Genomic DNA, 18,708 nt, shown 5'->3' on the forward strand with positions numbered 1-18,708 from the left:
GTGAGCACGCCGGTGCACGGCGGGACCAAGGCGCTCAAGGCGGCCGCGTCCGCGTCCGACAACGCCCAGTGCAGCCAGACCGTGGCCGTGCAGCCCAACCGCACGTACACGCTGACCGCCTGGGTCCAGGGCAGCTACGCGTTCCTCGGCGCCACCACGGGGGCGGGCGACGTGAGCACGTGGTCGCCCGGGTCCGGCTCGGCCTGGACGAAGCTGACCGTCACCGTCAGCACCGGCAGCGCCACCTCGATCAAGGTGTGGGTGCACGGCTGGTACGGCACCGGCACGATCTACGCCGACGACATCACGCTCGTCTGAGGCGGCCTACGCGGCGGCGCTGAGAACTTCCAGCGCCGCCGCCAGGTCGGCCGGGTACTCGCTCAGGAACGAGACGAACTCGCCGTGGCGCGGGTGCGCGAAGCCCAGCTCGCGGGCGTGCAGCCACTGCCGCGAGAGCCCGAGCCGGGCGGCCAGGGTCGGGTCGGCGCCGTAGGTCACGTCCCCCACGCACGGGTGTCGCAGCGCCGAGAAGTGCACCCGGATCTGGTGGGTGCGCCCGGTCTCCAGATTCACGTCGAGCAGGCTCGCGGCCGGGAACGCCTCGATCGTGTCGTAGTGGGTGACGCTCGGCCGGCCGCCGGAGACGACCGCGAACTTGTAGTCGTGGTTCGGGTGCCGGTCGATGGGCGCGTCGATCGTGCCGCGCAGCGGGTCCGGGTGGCCCTGGACCACGGCGTGGTAGCGCTTCTCGACCTCGCGGGCCTTGAAGGCGCGCTTCAGGGCGCTGTACGCGATCTCGCTCTTGGCCACGACCATCAGCCCGGTGGTGCCGACGTCGAGCCGGTGCACCACGCCCTGCCGCTCGGCCGCGCCGCTGGTGGCGACCGTCTGGCCCATCGCCGCCAGCCCGCCGATCACCGTCGGCCCGGTCCAGCCCGGGCTCGGGTGCGCCGCCACGCCGACCGGCTTGTCGACCACCACGATGTCGTCGTCGCTGTAGACGATCCCGAGGCCGTCGACGGGCACGGCCTCGACCGCCATCACCCCGGCGGGGGCCGGCAGCGTCACCTCCAGCCAGGCGCCCGCGCGGACCTTGTCCGACTTCGGCCGCACCTCGCCGTCCACCGACACGTCCCCGGCCTCGACCAGGTCGGCCGCGGTGGTGCGGCTGAGCCCGAAGAGGCGGGTGAGGGCCTGGTCGAGCCGTGTGCCGTCCAGGCCGTCGGGCACCGGCAGCGAGCGGACCTCACGCATCTTTGCGGGCCCGGGTCCCGTCGCGGCGCCGCCCCATGAACTCGAGCAGGATCGCCAGCGCCACGCCGACGGTCAGGGCCGAGTCGGCGATGTTGAACACCGGGAAGTGCCCGGCGTGGTCGTCCAGGAAGCTGAACATGTCCACGACGTGCCCCCGGAACGGCCCCGGGGCGCGGAAGAGCCGGTCGCCGAGGTTGCCCGCGGCGCCGCCCAGCACGAGCCCCAGAGCGACCGCCCAGGCGGTCGACACCGTCCCGCGGATCATCCAGAACAGCCAGCCGACCACGCCGAGCGCGATGATCGGGAAGATCCACGTGTGATCTTGGAGCATGCTGAACGCGGCCCCGCTGTTGCGGGTGTAGATCACGTAGATGAGGCCGCCGAACAGCTTCACCGGGTCGCCGTGGGCGATGGTCGAGGTCGTCCACTGCTTCACGGCCAGGTCGATGCCGACGATCGCCACGGCGACGAGGCCGAAGACGGACCAGGCCCGGGTCCGCGCGGCGGATGGGCCGGCCGCGGGGGTCGCGGGGTCCACGGCCGTCGGCTCGGCCCGGTCCTGGGTGGGCTCCTGGGTGGTCAGCGCCGCTCCTCCAACTGCTTGCAGGTGACGCAGAGCGTAGCGGACGGGAACGCGGCCAGGCGCTCCACGGGGATGGGGTTGCCGCACTTCTCACACCAGCCGTAGCCGCCCTCGTCGAGCCGCTCCAGCGCCCGCTCGACCTGCAGGATGCGGTCGGCCAGGTTGTTGGCGATGGTGATCTCCTGCTCGCGCTCGCCGGTCTTCGTGCCGGTGTCGGCCTGGTCGTCGCCGGCGGAGTCGGTGAGGCGGTGCTGCTGCAGCTCACGGATGTCCACCATGGCCTGCTCGTGCTCGCCCTTGAGCTCGTCGCGGCGCTCGATCAGCGCCACCCGGATCTTCTCCGTCTCGGCGGCGGTGCGCGTTCCACGGGCGGGCTTCGTCGCCCCAGCGGTCTTGGCCGCGGTGGTCTTCGGTTCGGCGGTCTTGGCCATCGTGGCTCCCTTGGCCGCACGGGCGGCGATTGACGTGGTCGGCGCTGTCGTGGTGCTGATACTGCCGGCCTTGCGGGCCGGGGCCCGTTTCGCCGGTGCGGCCTTGGCGGCCGGCGCCGCCTCCGCCGGCTTCGTGCCGGCCGCTCCGGTGGCGGCCGCCTCTGTCGCCCGGTTCGGCGTCCCGGCTTGCCGAGAGGCGGGTTTCTGTGCTGTTGTCACAGTGGCCCCTCCCGTCACATCGGCGGCCTTGCTCCGCCCGGCACCGCTCGCTGACCGCCTCGTCGGCACGGCATCAGCCCGCTCGGCCATGGCTCCCCCAGATGCAAAATGGGCGCGCGACGCGCGGTCGCGCACTCCAGTGGCTGGCAAGGATACGGAATGTACACGCGTCCGACAAACGCGCCACTCGTATTCCGACCAATTTGATCAATTATTGGCGCCGATCATCGCCATGTTCGGCAAACCAGCGAGCGAGTCGCCCCCGCCTGCTCACGGCCCGCAGCCGTTGCTCCGCGGCATCGCGAACCTGCTCGGTGGTGACGATCAGGAGGCTGTCACGGGTCTTCAGGCGGGTCTCCGGCGCCGGCACGAACGCACCGCCGTCGCGCAACACCAGCGTCACGACCGCACCGAGAGGCAATCGTAACTCGTCCACGTGCACGCCGTTGAGCTTCGAGCCCTCCGGCACCTCGACCTGCAGCAGATCCGCGCCCATGCGCTCCAGGGGTGCGGCCTCCACCTGCAGGTCGGTGGGCTCGGCGGGCGCGGTGACCCCGAGCAGGCGCGCCGCCGGCGGCAGCGTCACGCCCTGAGCGGCCGTGTAGATCACGACAAGCACGAAGACGACGTTGAACAGGTCCTGGGCGCCCGGCAGCCGGGCCGAGAGCGGGATCGTGGCGAGCACGACGGGCACCGCCCCCCGCAGGCCCGCCCAGGACAGGAACGCCTGGTCCCGCCATCCGAAACCGTTCGCGGTGAGCAGGAACGGGGCGCTGCTGACCACCACCGACAGCGGGCGGGCCAGCAGCACCAGGACCAGGCCGACGACCAGGGCGGTGAGCACCGCCCCGCCGAGCTCGCTCGGCGAGGCGAGCAGGCCCAGCAGCACGAACAGGCCGATCTGGGCGAGCCAGGCCAGCCCGTCGGCGAAGCCGAGCATGGCGCGCCGGTGCGGCAGGCGGGCGTTGCCGAGGACGACGCCGGTGACGTACACGGCCAGGAAGCCGGAGGCGTGGGCGACGGCGCCGGCGGCGTAGGCGAGCACGGTCAGGCCGATCGCGGCGAGCGGGTAGAGCCCGGCGGAGGGCAGCGCGGCCCGGCGCAGCGCCCAGGCGCCGCCGAACCCGGCCAGCAGCCCGACCGCGGCGCCGGCGACGAGCTCGTAGGCGACGAGGGCCAGCTCCTCGTACCAGGGGTGCTGGCCGAGCCGCGGCGCCGAGAGCATCACAACGAGGATGACCACGGGGGCGTCGTTGATGCCCGACTCCGCCTCCAGCAGCGCGGCGAGGCGCGGCCGGACCGGGACCCGGCGCAGCGTGGAGAAGACCGCGGCCGCGTCGGTGGAAGAGAGCACGGCGCCGTACAGCAGCGCCTGCTGCCACCCGATGCCCAGCGCGAAGTGGACGACCGCCCCGACCACGGCGATGCTGACCCCCACCCCGACGGTGGAGAGCACCAGGGCGGGGCCGAGCACCGGGCGCAGGGTCGACCAGCGCGTGGTGAGGCCACCCTCGGCGATGATCACCACGAGGGCGCAGATGCCCAGCGTCCGGGTCAGCTCGACGTCGGCGAAATGGATGCCGAGCCCGGCCTCCCCGATCGCGACCCCGAGCCCCAGGTAGACCAGGAGGCTGGGCAGGCCGAGGCGCACCGAGAGCCGCACCGCGCCCACGGACACCAGCAGGACCGCCGCGCCGATCAGCAGCGCGACGTTGAGCTCATGACTCAACGGCGGCCCGCCAGCAGACCGGCGACCCGATCGGCGAGGTCCGCCGGCGGGTCGGCGAGCTCGACCAGTTTGTCCCGGCTCGCAGCCCCGGCCTTGAGGCGCAGGCTCGACGGGCGCACCCCGATCGCGGCGGCGAGGGCCTTCAGCGCGGCCGCGGTGGCCTGCCCGTCGACGGGGCGGGCGCCCACCGCGACGACCACGGCGGGCCCGTAGGGCCCAGGGTGGCCGCCCCCGACCGCGGTGCGCGATGCACCGGGGCGGACACGGATCGCGATGGTGGCCATGCCTCATTGTGAAGGTTCACCCGATCGAGGGCGATCCTCCGCGCGGGCGGCTCTGTGCCCAGGGGCCTACCGGCGGGCGGCGAGCAGCACGTCGTTGGGCGCGCACACGGCGCACGGGGTGAAGCCGAGCTCGACCGCCTCATGCGCCGGCAGCGGCTCGTGCTCGCGGCCGAGCAGGTGCGGGCAGTTCGGCACGTGGTACCGCGGCCGGCCGTCGATCACGAGGACGTCGTCGGGCAGCGCGGCGACGCGGGCGAGGTCGGCGGCCGACGACTGCTGGATCGCCGGCTCGTCGGTCGGATCCTCGTCTTCGTAGTCGTGATCGTCGTCGTCACCGTCGTCGTCGTCCTGGTACGAGTCGACCGGCGGGTGCTGGTCGTACTGCGACGGGTACTCCTCGTAGCCGCCCCCGCTGTCGCCCTGCAGCGGGATCCCGGCATCGGGCTCGTCGCGGACCGGGACCATCATCGCGGTCTCGTCCGGGGCGGCCGGGCGACCGCCGGTGGACGTGCCGTAGGTGGTGCCGGCGCGCGCCCCGGCGCCGACCGCCTGGCGCTCCGCCCGCCGGCCGTACTCCCCCGGGACCTCCTCGTCCTCGCCACCGAGCTCGTTACCGCCGAGGTGGGAGGCGAACGGGTCGTAGCGCTCCGAGGGCACCTGACGCCCGGTGCGGGCGGTGCGGGCGGTGCGCGCGGCGGCGGCCTGGCGACCACCGACGATCAGCGCGACCGCGGCCAGCAGGCTCGCCCCGATGGACGCGACAAGCAGGGCGTCCGAGCCCTGGAGCAGGCCCAGCACGAGCAGGCCGACGGCTACCACGATCAGCAGCAGGCTTCCGACGATCACGGCCCTGTCCCTCCGCAAAGCGAATCCCGGGGCGAGCGCCGATGGCGTCTCCGGGCGAGTGTCTCTCAGCCGGTACAACGAACGAGCCAGGCGGAAGTCTCCCAGAATGACCGGCGCCCCAGCCGAATTTCGACTGGGGCGCCGCGTGTCGCATTGACCGGCCGCGTGTCGGGTGCTGCCGGTGGGCCGCTCTGTGCCACTACTTCACTCTTGTGGGTGCCGCTGTGCGTCGTGCTCGCCTCGGGGAGACGGGCCCAGGGTCAGCGACCCGCGCCCTCGTAGCCGCCCGCGAGGCCGGCCGTGGCCAGACCGCCGCCGCCGACCGCCGGGCGCGCCGCGCCCTCGCCGCGCTGCGCCATCTCGGCCTCGAGGCTCTGCTCGCGACCGGTGAGGTCGCGCAGCTGGCTCTCCAGGTAGGCCTTGAGGCGGGTGCGGTACTCGCGCTCGAACTGCTTGAGCTCCTCGATGTGCTTCTGCAGCGCGGTGCGCTTCGCGTCCAGGCCGCCCATGGCCTCCTGGTGGCGCTGGCGGGCGTCGCGCTCGAGCGCGTCGGCCTTCGCCCGCGCGTCGCGGGTGACCTCCTCGGCCTTGGTGCGGGCCTCGGAGAGGAGCTTGTCGGCCTCGCGGCGCGCGTCGGACACGTGGTCGTCCGCGGTGCGCTGGGCCATCATGAGCACGCGCAGCGCCTGCTGCTCGCCGTCGCCGGAGGCACCGGCCGGGCCGCCCTGCGTGCGGACCTGGTCGAGCTCCTGCTGCATGCTGCGGGCGGCCTGCTCGGCCGACGACTTCTCCCGCTGGACGCGCTCGAACTGCGTCTTGAGGTCGGCGAGCTCCGCGGCCAGGCGGGGGTCGCCGCCGGCGCCGGGCGCCGAGCGGGCGGGGCCGCCGCCGCGCTCGAGCTGCGCGCGCAGCTCGTTGTTCTCTTCGATCAACCGGGCGAGCTCACGCTCGACCTCGTCGAGGAAGGCGTCGACCTCCTCCTCGTCGTAGCCCCGCTTGCCGATTGGGGGCTTCTTGAAGGCGACGTTGTGAACGTCGGCCGGGGTCAGCGGCATCGAAACTCCTCGGGTCAGTTGCGGCCGCGTGGCCGCCGAGCGGTGCGTGTCACGAGAACGCCGCGATCAGCCGCCCTAACACGACGTACATCAGCACGAACAGGATAACCAGCAGCACAAGCGAAGACAGGTCCACGGCCACGGTACCAATACGCAGCGGACGAATCACCCGCCTCAACGCTTTGAGCGGCGGATCGGTGACGCTCCACACCACTTCGAGTGCGGCGGCGGCTCCCCGGCCGGGTTGCCAGCGGCGACCGAACTGCATGACGTAGCCCATCACAAAGCGTCCGAGGAGCGCCACCAGGAAGAGGTAGAGCAGCAGATGCACGATCTGCAAGGTGATGGACACCACGGCCGTTGAGTCCTCGCATCAGCTCTGGTTGAAGAACCCGCCCTCGGCGATCTTAGCTTTGTCCTCGGCGGTGACCTGGACATTTGCCGGTGAGAGCAGGAAGACTCGGTTGGTCACCCGCTCGAAGTTACCACGCAGGCCGAATACGAGTCCGGCCGCGAAGTCGACCAAACGTTTGGCATCCGACTCGTCCATTTCGGTGAGGTTCATGATCACCGGGACGCCTTCACGGAAGTGCTCCCCGATCGTGCGCGCCTCGTTGTACGTGGTGGGGTGCAGCGTGGTGATCGCGTAACGGCGGTCGTCGCTGTCCTCGTCCACCTGGGGGCGCTCGCGGACGGAGTTCGTCGGGGCGAGGGCCAGGTTGTCGCGCGTCGGGTAGCTGACCGACGTGGTCGGGCGCGTGATCGAGCGGACGGTGCTGGTGCGGCTCGCGGCGCTCGCCTCCAGGCGCTCGGAGGCGGAGAGGCGCTCCGAGGTCGAGAGCCGTTCGGACGCCGAGAGGCGCTCCGAGGCGGAGAGCCGCTCCGAGGCCGTGCGGGAGCGCGGCGCCGGCACGTCGTCGACGTCGTCCTCTTCATCGAGCAGGTCGTTGTCATACCGGTAATGACGATCGTCGTACCCACGATCGTCCTCGTCCTCGACGAGACCGAGCCACACGCCCGCCCTGCGCAGAGCACCCATACGCGCTCCTCCGTCCACCGCCATGCGGCACTTCCCCCCGTTGTCGGTGCCACCGATCACGTCGTGCGACACCAGCCCGCCGGCGCAGAACCACACTCGTGTAGTTTTCCGTTCCCGCGGGCCAGGCTACCCCAGTGGGGTGCGTTTTCCGAGCAATGCACTGCCGACACGGACGTGTGTCGAGCCGTGCAGAATCGCGGATTCGAGATCGTCACTCATGCCCGCGGAAATCCAGTCCGCCGCCCCGTCCGGCCCGGAAAAACGCTGACGAATCCGGGACGCGATTGCCGCCAGCCGGGCGAATGCCTCGTCCGGCTCCCAGCCCAGCGGCGCGACCGCCATGACCCCGCGCAGCGCCAGGGCCGGGCTGGCCGCGATCGCCTCGGCGACCTTCTCGACCTGTCCGGTGAGCGCACCGCCACGGTGCTCATCGTCGTCGAGGCTCACCTGCACCAGCGCGCCGAGCGGAGCGGCCCGCCCGGCCTTCACCACGGCGTCGGCCAGGGCATCCACCAGGCGAAGGCTGTCCACGGAGTGCACGGCGTCGGCGTAGCCGGCCACCGAGCGCGCCTTGTTGCGCTGCAGCTGCCCGACGAAGTGCCACCGCACACCGGGCACGGCGGCGGCCTTGGCGGCCGCCTCCTGGTCCCGATTCTCGCCGACGTCGGCCACGCCCAGCTCGGCCAGCCGGGCGACGTCCTCGGCCGGGTAGGTCTTCGTCACGGCCACGAGGGTGACCGATTCCGGCTCCCGGCCGGCCGCGCGGCAGGCCGCGGCGATCCGCTCCCGCACGGATGCGAGATTGGCCGCGATCTGCTCGGTGCGCGCATCCAACGAAAGCCCCTTTATACGGCGATTGGGTAGGCCGCAGATGCGACCTACCCAATTCAACCAGAGCTCAAGCCGTGATCAATCACGCACCGTTCTTGAGAAAGTCCGGCACGTCGACGTCGTCGAAGAGCACCCGCCGGGGCGGCGGCGGGGCCTGGCGCTCCTGGGGCGCCGGCTCCTTCGGCTGGCTGTGCTGCGGGCCGTGCGCCGTGCGCGGGGCCCGGTTCTCGATCGGACGGTACGCCGGGGCGCCGCCGTCGAAGCCGGCCGCGATGACCGTGACGCGCACCTCGTCGCCGAGCGCGTCGTCGATGACCGCGCCGAAGATGATGTTGGCGTCCGGGTGGGCGGCGTCGGTGACCAGCTGGGCCGCGTCGTTGATCTCGAACAGACCGAGGTCGGACCCGCCGGCGATGGACAGCAGCACGCCACGCGCGCCGTCCATGCTCTGCTCCAGCAGCGGGCTGGAGATGGCCGACTCGGCGGCCTCGACCGCGCGGTTGTCCCCGCGGGCGCTGCCGATGCCCATGAGCGCGCTACCGGCGCCGCTCATGACGCTCTTGACGTCGGCGAAGTCGAGGTTGATCAGGCCCGGCGTGGTGATGAGGTCGGTGATGCCCTGGACACCGGAGAGCAGCACCTGGTCGGCCTGGCGGAACGCGTCCATCATGCTGATGCCACGGTCGCCCAGGGCCAGGAGCCGGTCGTTCGGGATCACGATGAGCGTGTCGCACTGGTTGCGCAGCTCCTCGATGCCGGCCTCGGCCTGCACCTGGCGGCGCTTGCCCTCGAACGAGAAGGGCCGGGTGACCACGCCGATGGTCAGCGCGCCGAGCTTCCGCGCGATGTTGGCCACGACGGGCGCGCCGCCGGTGCCCGTCCCGCCGCCCTCGCCGCAGGTGACGAAGACCATGTCGGCGCCCTTGAGCACCTCTTCGATCTCGTCCCGGTGGTCTTCGGCCGCATTCTTGCCGACGTCGGGGTTGGCGCCCGCACCCAGCCCGCGGGTCAGTTCCCGTCCGACGTCGAGCTTGACGTCGGCGTCGCTCATCAGCAGGGCCTGGGCGTCGGTGTTGATCGCGATGAACTCGACGCCCTTCAGGCCAACCTCGATCATGCGATTGACGGCGTTCACCCCGCCGCCGCCGATGCCGACGACCTTGATGACCGCGAGATAGTTGTGCGGATGTGTCATCGGACCACCTTTCCTTTCGAGGTTGGCGAGCGCCGATCCGGTCCGGTGCCGAGCCTTGAACCCCGGTCCGCCCCCTCGCGGAGGCCTGTCCGAGCCCGACCCCGTGACGGGCGGCGTCCGCCAATGCGAACGCACCGGATGGGGGTCCCGCAAACCCTCACCCTTTACTAGAGGCTTATAGTTATGTCAACTAATGCCTTATCGCAAGGTAAGGGCCCGACTGTCGTGATCCAAGGACCGTGCCCCGGCGTGTCGGCCAAACGCCCACCGCGCCGTCGAATTCATTAACGCCGCCGGCCTGCGGTTGTGACGGGCGGAGGCGTCACTTCTCCAGGACGACGCCGGGGGCGCTCACGTCGAGGGTGTGCCCGGGCTCGATGGGGGTGCGCTCCAGCACCCGGACCTTGGCCTCGTTCTGGGTGGCGTCGCCCCACACCACGGACCGCTCGCCGGTCAGCTCCAGCCTGATCCGGGTCGGCGACTCGGCGACCAGCGCGACCATCTGCGTACGGACCGCCGGGGACAGCGCGGCCAGCACGGTCAGGGCGCTGTCGGTGGTGGCGTCGCCCGGCTCGGGCTGGGCGATGCGGATCACCGGCAGGCCCGGCGGCGCGGTGTCGACCGGCAGGAAGGCCACGCCCTCGGCGTCGAGCAGGGTGAAGCCGCCGACCTTGGGCACGGCCGCGATCGCCGTGCGCTCCACCACCGCGATCGCGAGGGTGTGCGGGTAATGCGTCTGGGCCTTGACGGTGCGCACGGGCTTGAGCTCCGTGCGCACCCGGCGCTCCAGCGCGCCCAGGTCCAGCCGCGGCAGCGGGGTGCCGTCGCGCACCCCGGCGGCCGCGCGCACCGCCGCCGGGTCGAGCACGCCGGCCCCGGTGACCTCGATGCGCTCGACGCCGAGGGCCGGGGTGAGGTACACGATCGCCGCCGCCCCGCCGAGCAGCGCCACCAGCGCGAGCGCGACGAGCCAGGGCAGCGCCGCACGGAGACGGTGCCGCCGGGCCCGGGCCGCGAAGAGCCGCACGGAGCGCGGCGCGTCGCGGGGGGCCAGGACGAGCCGCCATCCGCGCGTCTGGGTCACCGGCGATCAGCCCGGCGTCAGTCGTCGGCCCGGGAGTGCCGGCCGACGTACCCGTCCGCCTCGCCCCCGCCCTTGAGCGCGGCCAGCAGCTCGTCGCCCATGAGCGAGATCGGCGGCGCGCCCATGGTGACGACCACGTCGCCCTCGCGGACCCGGGCCACCACCTCGCCGGGCACGTCCTCCCAGGACGGCAGGAACACCTTGTGCTCCGCGGGCAGGTCGACCGCGGCCGTGAGCGCCACGCCGCCCTCCCCCGGCTCGCGGACCTCGCCGGGCCCGAAGACCTCCATGATCAGGGCCTCGTCGGCGAGCGAGAGACCGGCGGCGATCTCGGCCTGGAAGTCGCGGGTGCGGTACACCCGGTAGGGCTGGAACACCACGAGGAGGCGCCCGTCGCCGGCCACCTCGCGCAGCGTGCGCAGGGCCGCGGCGATCGGCACCGGGTGGTACGCGTACTCGTCGTAGACCCGCACCCCGGCCTCGGCGCCCTTGAACTCGAAGCGCCGCCGCACGCCCGGGAACGTCGCCAGGCTCTCGATCGCCGTCTCGGCCGGCACGCCCAGCCGCAGCGCCGTGAGGACCGCCCCGGCCGAGTTGAGGCCCAGGTGGGCGCCCGGCACCGGCAGGAACACCTCGCCGAGCGGCACGCCTTCGTGATGCGCCACGTACCGCACCCCGTGCACGGACGAGCGGACCTCGCTGATGCGCAGGTCGGCGTCGGGCGCGGTGCCGTAGGTGACCACGTCGGCCCCGGCCGCCCGGGCCCGCACCGCCATCCGCATCGCCCCGGCGTCGTCGGCGCAGGTGACCACGAACCCGCCCGGCTGGACCCGGGCGCAGAACTCGACGAACGCGTCCTCGAGCCCCTGCAGGTCGCCGTAGGTGTTGAGGTGATCCGCGTCGATGTTGGTGACGAGTGCGACGTGCGGGGAGTACAGCAGGAACGAACGGTCGCTCTCGTCGGCCTCGGCCACGAAGAGGTCGCCGCTGCCGTGGTGGGCGCCGGAGCCGATCGCGGAGATCTCGCCGCCGATCACGAACGACGGGTCGAGCCCCGCGTGCTGCAGGATCAGCGTGAGCATGGAGGTGGTGGTCGTCTTGCCGTGCGTGCCGGCCACGGCGACGGCGCGCCGGTCGAGCATCGTGGCGGCCAGGGCCTCCGAGCGGTGCAACAGCCGCAGGCCCCGCTCGCGGGCGGTGACGAGCTCGATGTGGTCCTTGGGGATGGCGGTGGAGTACACGACCGTGTCCACGCCGTCGAGGTTGGACGCCTCGTGGGTGCGGTAGATCGTGCCGCCGAGGGCCTTGAGCGCGGCGAGCTGGGGCCACTCCTTGAGCTCGCTGCCCGAGGTGGGGATGCCGCGGGTGAGCAGCAGGCGGGCCAGGCCGCTCATGCCGACCCCGCCCACGCCCACGAGATGGACCTTGCCCAGCTCCTCGGCCGTCAGGTTGCGCTGAACTTCATGCTGCGCGGCCACTCCGCTTCGCTCCGCTCCGCTCATGATCCAACGATCCTCAACAGGTAGCGACGAAGGGCCTCGTCACCGTCGCGGCGCCCGTATCCGGCGGCCGCGTGGCTCATCGCGGCGAGCCGGGCGCCGTCGCGCGCGAGCGGCACGATCTGCTGCGCGATCAGCTCGGGCGTCAGGTCGCCGTCCTCGACGATGAGGCCGCCACCCGCCTCGACCACCGGCAGCGCATTGCGCCGCTGCTCGCCGTTGCCCCACGGCAGCGGCACGTAAACCGCGGGCATGCCGATCGCGGCGGTCTCGGCGCACGTCATCGCGCCGCCGCGGCACAGGGCCAGGTCGCCGGCCGCGTAGCCGAGCTCCATCTCGGCGAGGAACTTGACGCGCACGTACGGCGCGGCCAGCCCGGCCGGGACCTCGAAGTCCTCGTTGCGGGCGCCGATGATGTGCAGCACCTGCACCCCGGCCGAGGTGATCGCCTTGGCCGCGCCCGCCACCGCGTTGTTGATCGAGCGGGCGCCGGAGGAGGCGCCGAAGACGAACAGCGTCGGCAGGTTCGGGTCGAGGCCGAAGTACCGGCGGGCCTCGGCGCGGCGGGCGGCCCGGTCCAGGGTCGCGATGCTCTGCCGCAGCGGCACGCCGACCACGGGCGAGTCCGCCACGGACGGCATCTGCTGGGCCTGGTGCGGGAAGCCGAGCACGATGTTCTTGGTGAAGCGCATCCCCATCTTGTTGGCCACGCCGATCGGCACGTTCACCTCGTGGATGACCGTGGGCGTCTTGCGCCGCCAGGCGGCCAGGTAGGCCGGGACCGACACGTAGCCGCCGAAGCCGACGACGGCGTCGGCGTTGACCTCGTCGAGGATTGCACGGGTGGCCCGGGCCGCCTTCCACATCCGGTCCGGGGTGCGCACCAGGTTCAGGTTCACCGAGCGCGGCAGTTGGTACGCCGGGACGTGGCGCAGGTCGTACCCGCGCGGCGGGATCAGGTCGTTCTCCATCCCGCTCGGCGAGCCGATGCACGTGATGCGGACGTCGGGGTCGTGCCTGCGCAAGCAGTCGGCGAAGGCGAGCAGCGGGTAGATGTGCCCGCCCGTGCCTCCGCCGGCCAGCACCACCGAACGCAGCGCTGCCATCAGGTGCTCCTTCCGCGGGGCGACCCCGTGAGGGTGGGCCGGCCCGTCGTGCGAGTCGAGGGGTCCGTGCCGTCGTCCTCCTCGCGGGCGCGTGGAAGCGGCGGCAACGGCGCCCAGAGTAGTCGCACCCATTTCCGCGGCGGACGGGCGTGCATGGCTCGGGCGCAGTCCGGCTCGGCCCGGGCGGCGGAGGTGAGGATGCCGGCCGCGCCGAGCGCGACGACCAGGGCGCTGCCGCCGTCGGAGATGAACGGCAGCGGCAGGCCGGTGATCGGCAGCAGGCCGACGACGCCCCCGATGTTGATGATCGCCTGACCGACGAACCAGAGGGTGATCGCCGCGGCGGCCAGGCGGCGGAACGGGTCCTCGACGCGGCGGGCGATGCGCAGGCCGGTGTAGGTGAGCATGCCGAACAGCAGCAGCACGACCATGCAGCCGACCACGCCGAGCTCCTCGGCGACGATGGCGAAGATGAAGTCGTTGTGCGCGTTGGGCAGCCGGCCCCACTTGAGCTGGCCCTGACCGAGGCCGACGCCGAACCAGCCGCCGTCGGCGACCGCCCACAGGCCGCGCAGGTACTGGTACCGCCCCGCCTTCGCGTCGGGGTCGATGCTCGGGTCGAAGAAGACCTTGAGCCGGTCCAGCCGATAGTCCTTGTTGGCCGGCAGCAGGATGAGCGCGACCACGCCGGCGAGGAAGAACGCGCCGAGCCAGCCGAAGACCGGCAGCCGGGCCCCGGCCGCCCACAGCAGGCCGGTGAACAGCACCACCATGCAGATCATGGAGCCGAGGTCGTTGTAGCCCACGAGGATCAGCAGCGCGACCGTCACCGGGAACATCGGCATGAGCAGCTCGCGCCAGGTCATGATGCTGCGGCCCTTGCGCACGAGCAGGTCGGCGCCCCAGATCACCAGCGCGATCTTGGCGAACTCGGCCGGCTGCAGCTGGAAGCCGCCGACGTGCAGCCACAGGTCCTTGACCCAGATCGGCCCGAGGTGGATCGGGTTGACCTCGGCCCCGGGCGGCGTACGGCGGGCCGCCGCCCAGCCCATCAGGTCGACGAAGGACATCAGCACGAACGTGGCGAGCAGCGCCGGGATGGCCACGGCCCGGAAGGTCCGCACCGGCAGCCGCTGGCAGACCCAGAACGCGATCAGCCCGAACACCGCGAAGAGCGCCTGCTTGGCGATCGAGGTGAACGGGCTGCCGGTGGTCGCGAAGCTGTCGACGCTGGTCACCGAGAAGACCATGACCAGCCCGATGAACACGAGCAGGCCGACGCTGGACAGCAGCAGGTAGTAAGAGGCGAGCGGCCGGTCCAGCAGCCCCCGCAGCGACCCGACCAGGTTGCCCAGCCAGCCGCCGTCGTTCGGAACTTCCTCCCCGTCGCTCCTCATGCCGCCCATCATTCCCGGCGCGCCGGGGCCGGGCGGCCGCGACGCGCCGGGGGGACGTGCCGTTAGGAGGCGCCGCTCATCACACGCAGGAAGTCGGCGGCGAAGAGGCCGAGGGAGGCCGCGACGCCGAGGCCGGCGATGATCCAGAAGCGGACCACGATGTTGACCTCGCTCCATCCGGCCAGCTCGAAGTGGTGCTGTAGCGGCACCATCCGGAAGATGCGTTTGCCGGTCGTGCGGTACGAGCCGATCTGCATGACCCAGGTCACCACGATGATCACGAAGAGCAGGCCCAGCAGCGGCAGCAGCAGGATGGTCTTGGTGGCCAGCGCGAGGCCCGCGATGAGGGAGCCGAGCGCCATCGAGCCGGTGTCGCCCATGAAGATGCGGGCCGGTGACGTGTTCCACCACAGGAAGCCGACCAGCGCGCCGACGGCGGCCCCGGCGATCAGGGCCATCTCCAGCGGGTCGCGCACGTCGTAGCAGTAGCCGGCCTTGTACGACGGGTCGGCGCACCAGTGGCGGTACTGCCAGAACGCGATCGCCATGTAGCTGATGAGCACCAGGATCGACGTACCGGTCGCGAGGCCGTCGAGGCCGTCGGTCAGGTTTACCGCGTTGGACATCGACATGACCACGAACACGAAGAAGATCACCGCGGCGATCTTGCCGATGTTCAGCCAGTCGATGTCGTGCACCCACGACAGCTTCGGGCTGGCCACGGTGGTGACGACCTGGCGGCCGGTCTTGTCGGCGGAGACGTAGAGCGCGATCGCACCGAAGACGGCGCCGATGAGCGCCTGGCCGATGAGCTTGCCCCGCTTGTTGAGGCCGTCGCTGTTGCGCTTGGCGACCTTGAGGTAGTCGTCGAGGAAGCCCAGCAGGCCGGTGAAGACGAACAGGCCGAGCAGCACCACCGCCGTCGCGGTCGGGCCGGACGGGCGCAGCTGCGCCTCGGGCAGCGTGGTGAGCGCGATGTGCCCGCCGGTGTAGGCGACGAGCGTGGCGAAGATGAACACCACGCCACCCATGGTGGGCGTGCCCTTCTTGCCGAGGTGGGTCTGCGGACCCTCGCTGCGGATGGGCTGGTCGGCCTTCAGGCGGGTGAAGTACCTGATCGCGATCGGCGTGCCGAACAGCGAGATGAGAAACGCGACGAAGGCCGCGACGAAGACGGCCCTCACTTGCCGAGATCTTCCGAGCGCAGGGCGTCGGCGACGCCCCAGGTCCGGTAGCGCGATCCCTTGACCAGGACCACGTCGCGTGGAAGCAGCTCGGCGCGCAGCAGCGCGACGGCGGCCTCCTGATCGGTCACGAGCACCGAGTCTCCTCCCCAACTCGCCACGGCGGCCGCTCCGGTCAGGATCGGCGCGGCCTGCTCGCTGACGGCCACGAGACGGTCGACGCCGAGTTCCGCGGCGATACGACCGACCTCCTCGTGTCCGGCTCGCTCGAACTCGCCGAGCTCCGCCATGAAGCCGAGCACGGCGATCTTGCGCCGCCCGCCGGCCACCGCGACGAGCGCGTGCAGCGCCGCCGCCGTGGACGCCGGATTGGCGTTGAACGAGTCGTCGATGACCGTGACATCATCGGCACGGTCGAAGACATCCATCCTTCGGGTCGACAAACCGTCGAGATCGCCGAGTCCCGCCGCGATCGCGGCCGGGTCCATGCCCGCCAGCGACGCGACGGCGGCGGCGAGTAACGCGTTGCCGACGCTGTGACGCCCCGCGACGCCGAGGCGGACCGGGACCGCCGCCTGACAGTCGGGGACCGTGAGGGTGAAGCCGAACCGGCCGCGGTCCAGCGCCACCACGTCGGTGGCGCGGACCTGCGCGTCCGCGGCCTCGCCGGCCAGCACGACGCGGCCGGTGGTGCGCGCCGCCATGGCCCGGACCCGCTCGTCGTCGGCGTTGAGCACCGCGACGCCGCCGGGTCCGAGCGCCTCGACGAGCTCGCCCTTGGCCTGCGCGATGCCCTCGACCGAGCCGAACTCGCTGATGTGCGCGACGCCGACGTTGAGCACGACGGCCACGTCGGGCGGGGCGATCTCGCACAGGTACCGCAGGTGCCCGACCCCCCGCGCGCCCATCTCGAGCACGAGGAAGCGGGTGCCGGCGTCGGCCTTGAGCACCGTGTACGGCGTGCCGAGCTCGTTGTTCTCCGAGCCCACGGTCGCCACGGTCGGGCCGTGCGCGGCCAGCAGCCGGGCGACGATGTCCTTGGTGCTGGTCTTGCCGGAGGAGCCGGTGAGCGCGACGACGGTGATGCCGCCGGCCTCGTGCAGCCGGTCGAGCACCGCGCGGGCGAGCAGGCCGAGCGCATGGCGGGGGTCGGCGACCACGACCGTGGGCACGCCCGGCACGGGCCGGCTGCCGAGGACCCCGGCCGCGCCGTCGGCCATCGCCTTGGGGGCGAACTCGTGGGCGTCGACCTTCGCGCCCGCGAAGGCCACGAAGAGGCTTCCGGGGCCGACCTTGCGGGAGTCGTACTCCACGTCGCCGGCGACCACCGCGTCGGCGCCGCCGCCGTGCAGCTCGCCGCCGACGATCGCGGCGATCTCCGCCAGCGTCAGGGCTAGCACGTCGACACCTCCGCAAGCTCCGGCGCCGCCGCGACACCCCTGAGCCCCTGATGAGCGGCCACTCCGCTGCGCTCCCGACCACTCATGAGGCCGCCTCGGTCAGCGCCGCGGCCAACTCCACCCGGTCGTCGAACGGGAGCACCTCGCCGCCCACCTCCTGGCCCGTCTCGTGCCCCTTGCCCAGCAGCGCGATCACGTCACCGGGCTTGGCCTGGGCCACCGCGTGGGCGATCGCGGCGCGCCGGCCGCCGATCTCCACCACGTCGGCCGGCCCGCCCGCGGCCCCGGCCAGCACCTCGGCGCGGATCGCCGCCGGGTCCTCGGTGCGCGGGTTGTCGTCGGTGACGATCACCAGGTCGGCGCCCTCGGCGGCGGCCCGGCCCATGAGCGGGCGCTTGCCGCGGTCGCGGTCGCCGCCGGCCCCGACCAGGCAGAGCACCCGGCCGCCACGGGCGGCCGCGAGGGTGCGCAGCGCCTTGAGGACCTCGACCATGGCGTCGGGCTTGTGCGCGTAGTCCACGACGCCGACGACCTCGCCGGGGGCCTCGACGCGCTCCATGCGGCCCGGCGAGCCCGGCGCCCCGGCCACGGCCCGGGCCGCGACGTCGAGGTCCACCCCGACGGCGACGAGGGAGGCGATGGCCAGCAGCGCGTTTGCCACGTTGTGCCGGCCGGGCAGCTGCACGCCGGAGCGGGCGGTGCGGCCCTTCCAGTGCACGTCGAAGGCCTGTCCGTAGCCGTCCACGGTCACGCCGGAGACGCCGAAGTCCGCAAGATCACTCGCAACGGAATACGTCCACGAGGCGGGCTTGCGCAGTCGCATTACCGACACGTCGTCGAGGTTGAGGATCTCCACGGCGGCGCGGCCGTCGAACAGGCGCGCCTTGGCCGCGAAGTAGTCCTCCACGGACGGGTGGAAGTCGAGGTGGTCCAGGCCGAAGTTGGTGTACCCGGCGGCGGCGAAGCGGACCCCGCCGACCCGGCCGACCTCGAGGGCGTGGCTGGAGACCTCCATCGCCACCGACTGCACGCCGCGCTCGAGCGCCGCGGCGAAGAGCGCGTGCAGGTCGGTCGCCTCGGGCGTGGTCCGGATGCTCTTGACGGTCAGGTCGCCCAGCCGGGTCTCGACGGTGCCGATGAGGCCCGTGACCTGGCCGGCGGCGCGCAGGCCGGCCTCGATGAGGTAGGTGGTCGACGTCTTGCCCGCGGTACCGGTGATGCCGATCGTGGTCAGGCGCCGGGTCGGCTCGCCGTAGACCTTGGAGGCGACCTCGCCGAGCACGTCGCGGGGCTTGTCGGCCACGATGAACGGGACGCCCGCGTCCGCGCGCACCCCGGCGGGGTCGGTGAGCACCGCGACCGCGCCGCGCTCGAGCGCCTCGGGGATGAACTGCGCCCCGTGCACCCGCGCGCCGGGCAGCGCCGCGTAAAGATCACCCGGCCGTACCTCGGAGCTACTGTGCGTCACCCCCGTGACTGCGACATCTTCAGAGCCGCCGCCCAGCTCACCGATGAGCGTGGGGCGGACATTCCGCGGACGGGGATAGCCGGGCACGGGGTCAGACCCTACCC

General features: G+C 72.3%; 19 protein-coding genes. 1 reads left to right on the top strand and 18 read right to left on the bottom strand.

Going from position 1 to position 18,708, the window contains the following annotated elements; genetic code table 11:
* Positions 1-318 (top strand): carbohydrate binding domain-containing protein (locus AB0B76_RS23215; RefSeq protein ID WP_360378592.1); only part of this gene is annotated, 318 nt, incomplete at its 5' end.
* 6 nt (positions 319-324) lie between these two features.
* Here the strand turns inward: AB0B76_RS23215 and AB0B76_RS23220 are convergent.
* The 18 genes from AB0B76_RS23220 to AB0B76_RS23305 form a co-directional block, all read right to left on the bottom strand.
* The gene (locus tag AB0B76_RS23220; RefSeq protein WP_360378594.1) at positions 325-1,254 is read right to left on the bottom strand and encodes an RluA family pseudouridine synthase; all 930 of its coding nucleotides are present in this window, start codon (positions 1,252-1,254) and stop codon (positions 325-327) included.
* Entirely contained in the window at positions 1,247-1,792 is a 546-nt protein-coding gene (gene lspA, locus AB0B76_RS23225) for a signal peptidase II (protein ID WP_360378596.1), read from the bottom strand. Before lspA ends, AB0B76_RS23220 begins: the two co-directional genes overlap by 8 nt.
* A gap of 41 nt (positions 1,793-1,833) precedes the next feature.
* Positions 1,834-2,268 carry a TraR/DksA C4-type zinc finger protein gene (locus tag AB0B76_RS23230; protein ID WP_360378599.1) on the bottom strand — a complete coding sequence of 145 codons (435 nt, stop codon included), beginning with the start codon at positions 2,266-2,268 and terminating at the stop codon, positions 1,834-1,836.
* Between the two features lie 430 nt (positions 2,269-2,698).
* On the bottom strand, positions 2,699-4,216 hold the full coding sequence (locus AB0B76_RS23235) for a potassium/proton antiporter (RefSeq protein WP_360378602.1): 1,518 nt from the start codon (positions 4,214-4,216) through the stop codon (positions 2,699-2,701).
* The gene (locus tag AB0B76_RS23240; RefSeq protein ID WP_360378605.1) at positions 4,213-4,500 is read right to left on the bottom strand and encodes a DUF167 domain-containing protein; all 288 of its coding nucleotides are present in this window, start codon (positions 4,498-4,500) and stop codon (positions 4,213-4,215) included. Before AB0B76_RS23240 ends, AB0B76_RS23235 begins: the two co-directional genes overlap by 4 nt.
* Positions 4,501-4,566: 66 nt before the next feature.
* On the bottom strand, positions 4,567-5,157 hold the full coding sequence (locus tag AB0B76_RS23245) for a hypothetical protein (RefSeq protein WP_360379111.1): 591 nt from the start codon (positions 5,155-5,157) through the stop codon (positions 4,567-4,569).
* Between the two features lie 449 nt (positions 5,158-5,606).
* Entirely contained in the window at positions 5,607-6,401 is a 795-nt protein-coding gene (locus AB0B76_RS23250; RefSeq protein WP_360378607.1) for a DivIVA domain-containing protein, read from the bottom strand.
* Positions 6,402-6,450: 49 nt separating this feature from the next.
* A complete protein-coding gene (locus tag AB0B76_RS23255) occupies positions 6,451-6,756 on the bottom strand; it encodes a YggT family protein (protein WP_223096957.1) in 306 nt (101 codons plus the stop codon).
* An 18-nt stretch (positions 6,757-6,774) separates the two neighbouring features.
* Positions 6,775-7,440 carry a cell division protein SepF gene (locus tag AB0B76_RS23260; protein WP_360379113.1) on the bottom strand — a complete coding sequence of 222 codons (666 nt, stop codon included), beginning with the start codon at positions 7,438-7,440 and terminating at the stop codon, positions 6,775-6,777.
* A gap of 126 nt (positions 7,441-7,566) precedes the next feature.
* On the bottom strand, positions 7,567-8,289 hold the full coding sequence (locus tag AB0B76_RS23265) for a YggS family pyridoxal phosphate-dependent enzyme (protein ID WP_360379115.1): 723 nt from the start codon (positions 8,287-8,289) through the stop codon (positions 7,567-7,569).
* A gap of 64 nt (positions 8,290-8,353) precedes the next feature.
* Positions 8,354-9,466, bottom strand: coding sequence for a cell division protein FtsZ (gene ftsZ, locus AB0B76_RS23270; protein WP_360378610.1), 1,113 nt, complete (start codon positions 9,464-9,466; stop codon positions 8,354-8,356).
* A gap of 322 nt (positions 9,467-9,788) precedes the next feature.
* Complete coding sequence (locus tag AB0B76_RS23275; RefSeq protein ID WP_360378613.1) at positions 9,789-10,550, bottom strand: FtsQ-type POTRA domain-containing protein; 762 nt, start codon at positions 10,548-10,550, stop codon at positions 9,789-9,791.
* 17 nt (positions 10,551-10,567) lie between these two features.
* Entirely contained in the window at positions 10,568-12,052 is a 1,485-nt protein-coding gene (gene murC / locus AB0B76_RS23280; RefSeq protein WP_360378615.1) for a UDP-N-acetylmuramate--L-alanine ligase, read from the bottom strand.
* Positions 12,049-13,155 (bottom strand): UDP-N-acetylglucosamine--N-acetylmuramyl-(pentapeptide) pyrophosphoryl-undecaprenol N-acetylglucosamine transferase, encoded by a 1,107-nt coding sequence (locus tag AB0B76_RS23285; protein WP_360378618.1) that lies wholly within the window; start codon positions 13,153-13,155, stop codon positions 12,049-12,051. Before AB0B76_RS23285 ends, murC begins: the two co-directional genes overlap by 4 nt.
* Positions 13,155-14,552, bottom strand: coding sequence for a putative peptidoglycan glycosyltransferase FtsW (locus AB0B76_RS23290; protein WP_360378621.1), 1,398 nt, complete (start codon positions 14,550-14,552; stop codon positions 13,155-13,157). The genes AB0B76_RS23285 and AB0B76_RS23290 overlap by 1 nt, the downstream gene beginning before the upstream one ends.
* 62 nt (positions 14,553-14,614) lie before the next feature.
* A complete protein-coding gene (gene mraY, locus AB0B76_RS23295; RefSeq protein ID WP_360378624.1) occupies positions 14,615-15,736 on the bottom strand; it encodes a phospho-N-acetylmuramoyl-pentapeptide-transferase in 1,122 nt (373 codons plus the stop codon).
* Positions 15,733-17,136 carry a UDP-N-acetylmuramoyl-tripeptide--D-alanyl-D-alanine ligase gene (gene murF, locus AB0B76_RS23300; protein WP_360378626.1) on the bottom strand — a complete coding sequence of 468 codons (1,404 nt, stop codon included), beginning with the start codon at positions 17,134-17,136 and terminating at the stop codon, positions 15,733-15,735. Before murF ends, mraY begins: the two co-directional genes overlap by 4 nt.
* 82 nt (positions 17,137-17,218) lie before the next feature.
* The gene (locus AB0B76_RS23305; protein ID WP_360378628.1) at positions 17,219-18,691 is read right to left on the bottom strand and encodes a UDP-N-acetylmuramoyl-L-alanyl-D-glutamate--2,6-diaminopimelate ligase; all 1,473 of its coding nucleotides are present in this window, start codon (positions 18,689-18,691) and stop codon (positions 17,219-17,221) included.
* Positions 18,692-18,708: the final 17 nt, after the last annotated feature.

The organism is Dactylosporangium sp. NPDC049140, from assembly GCF_040648435.1.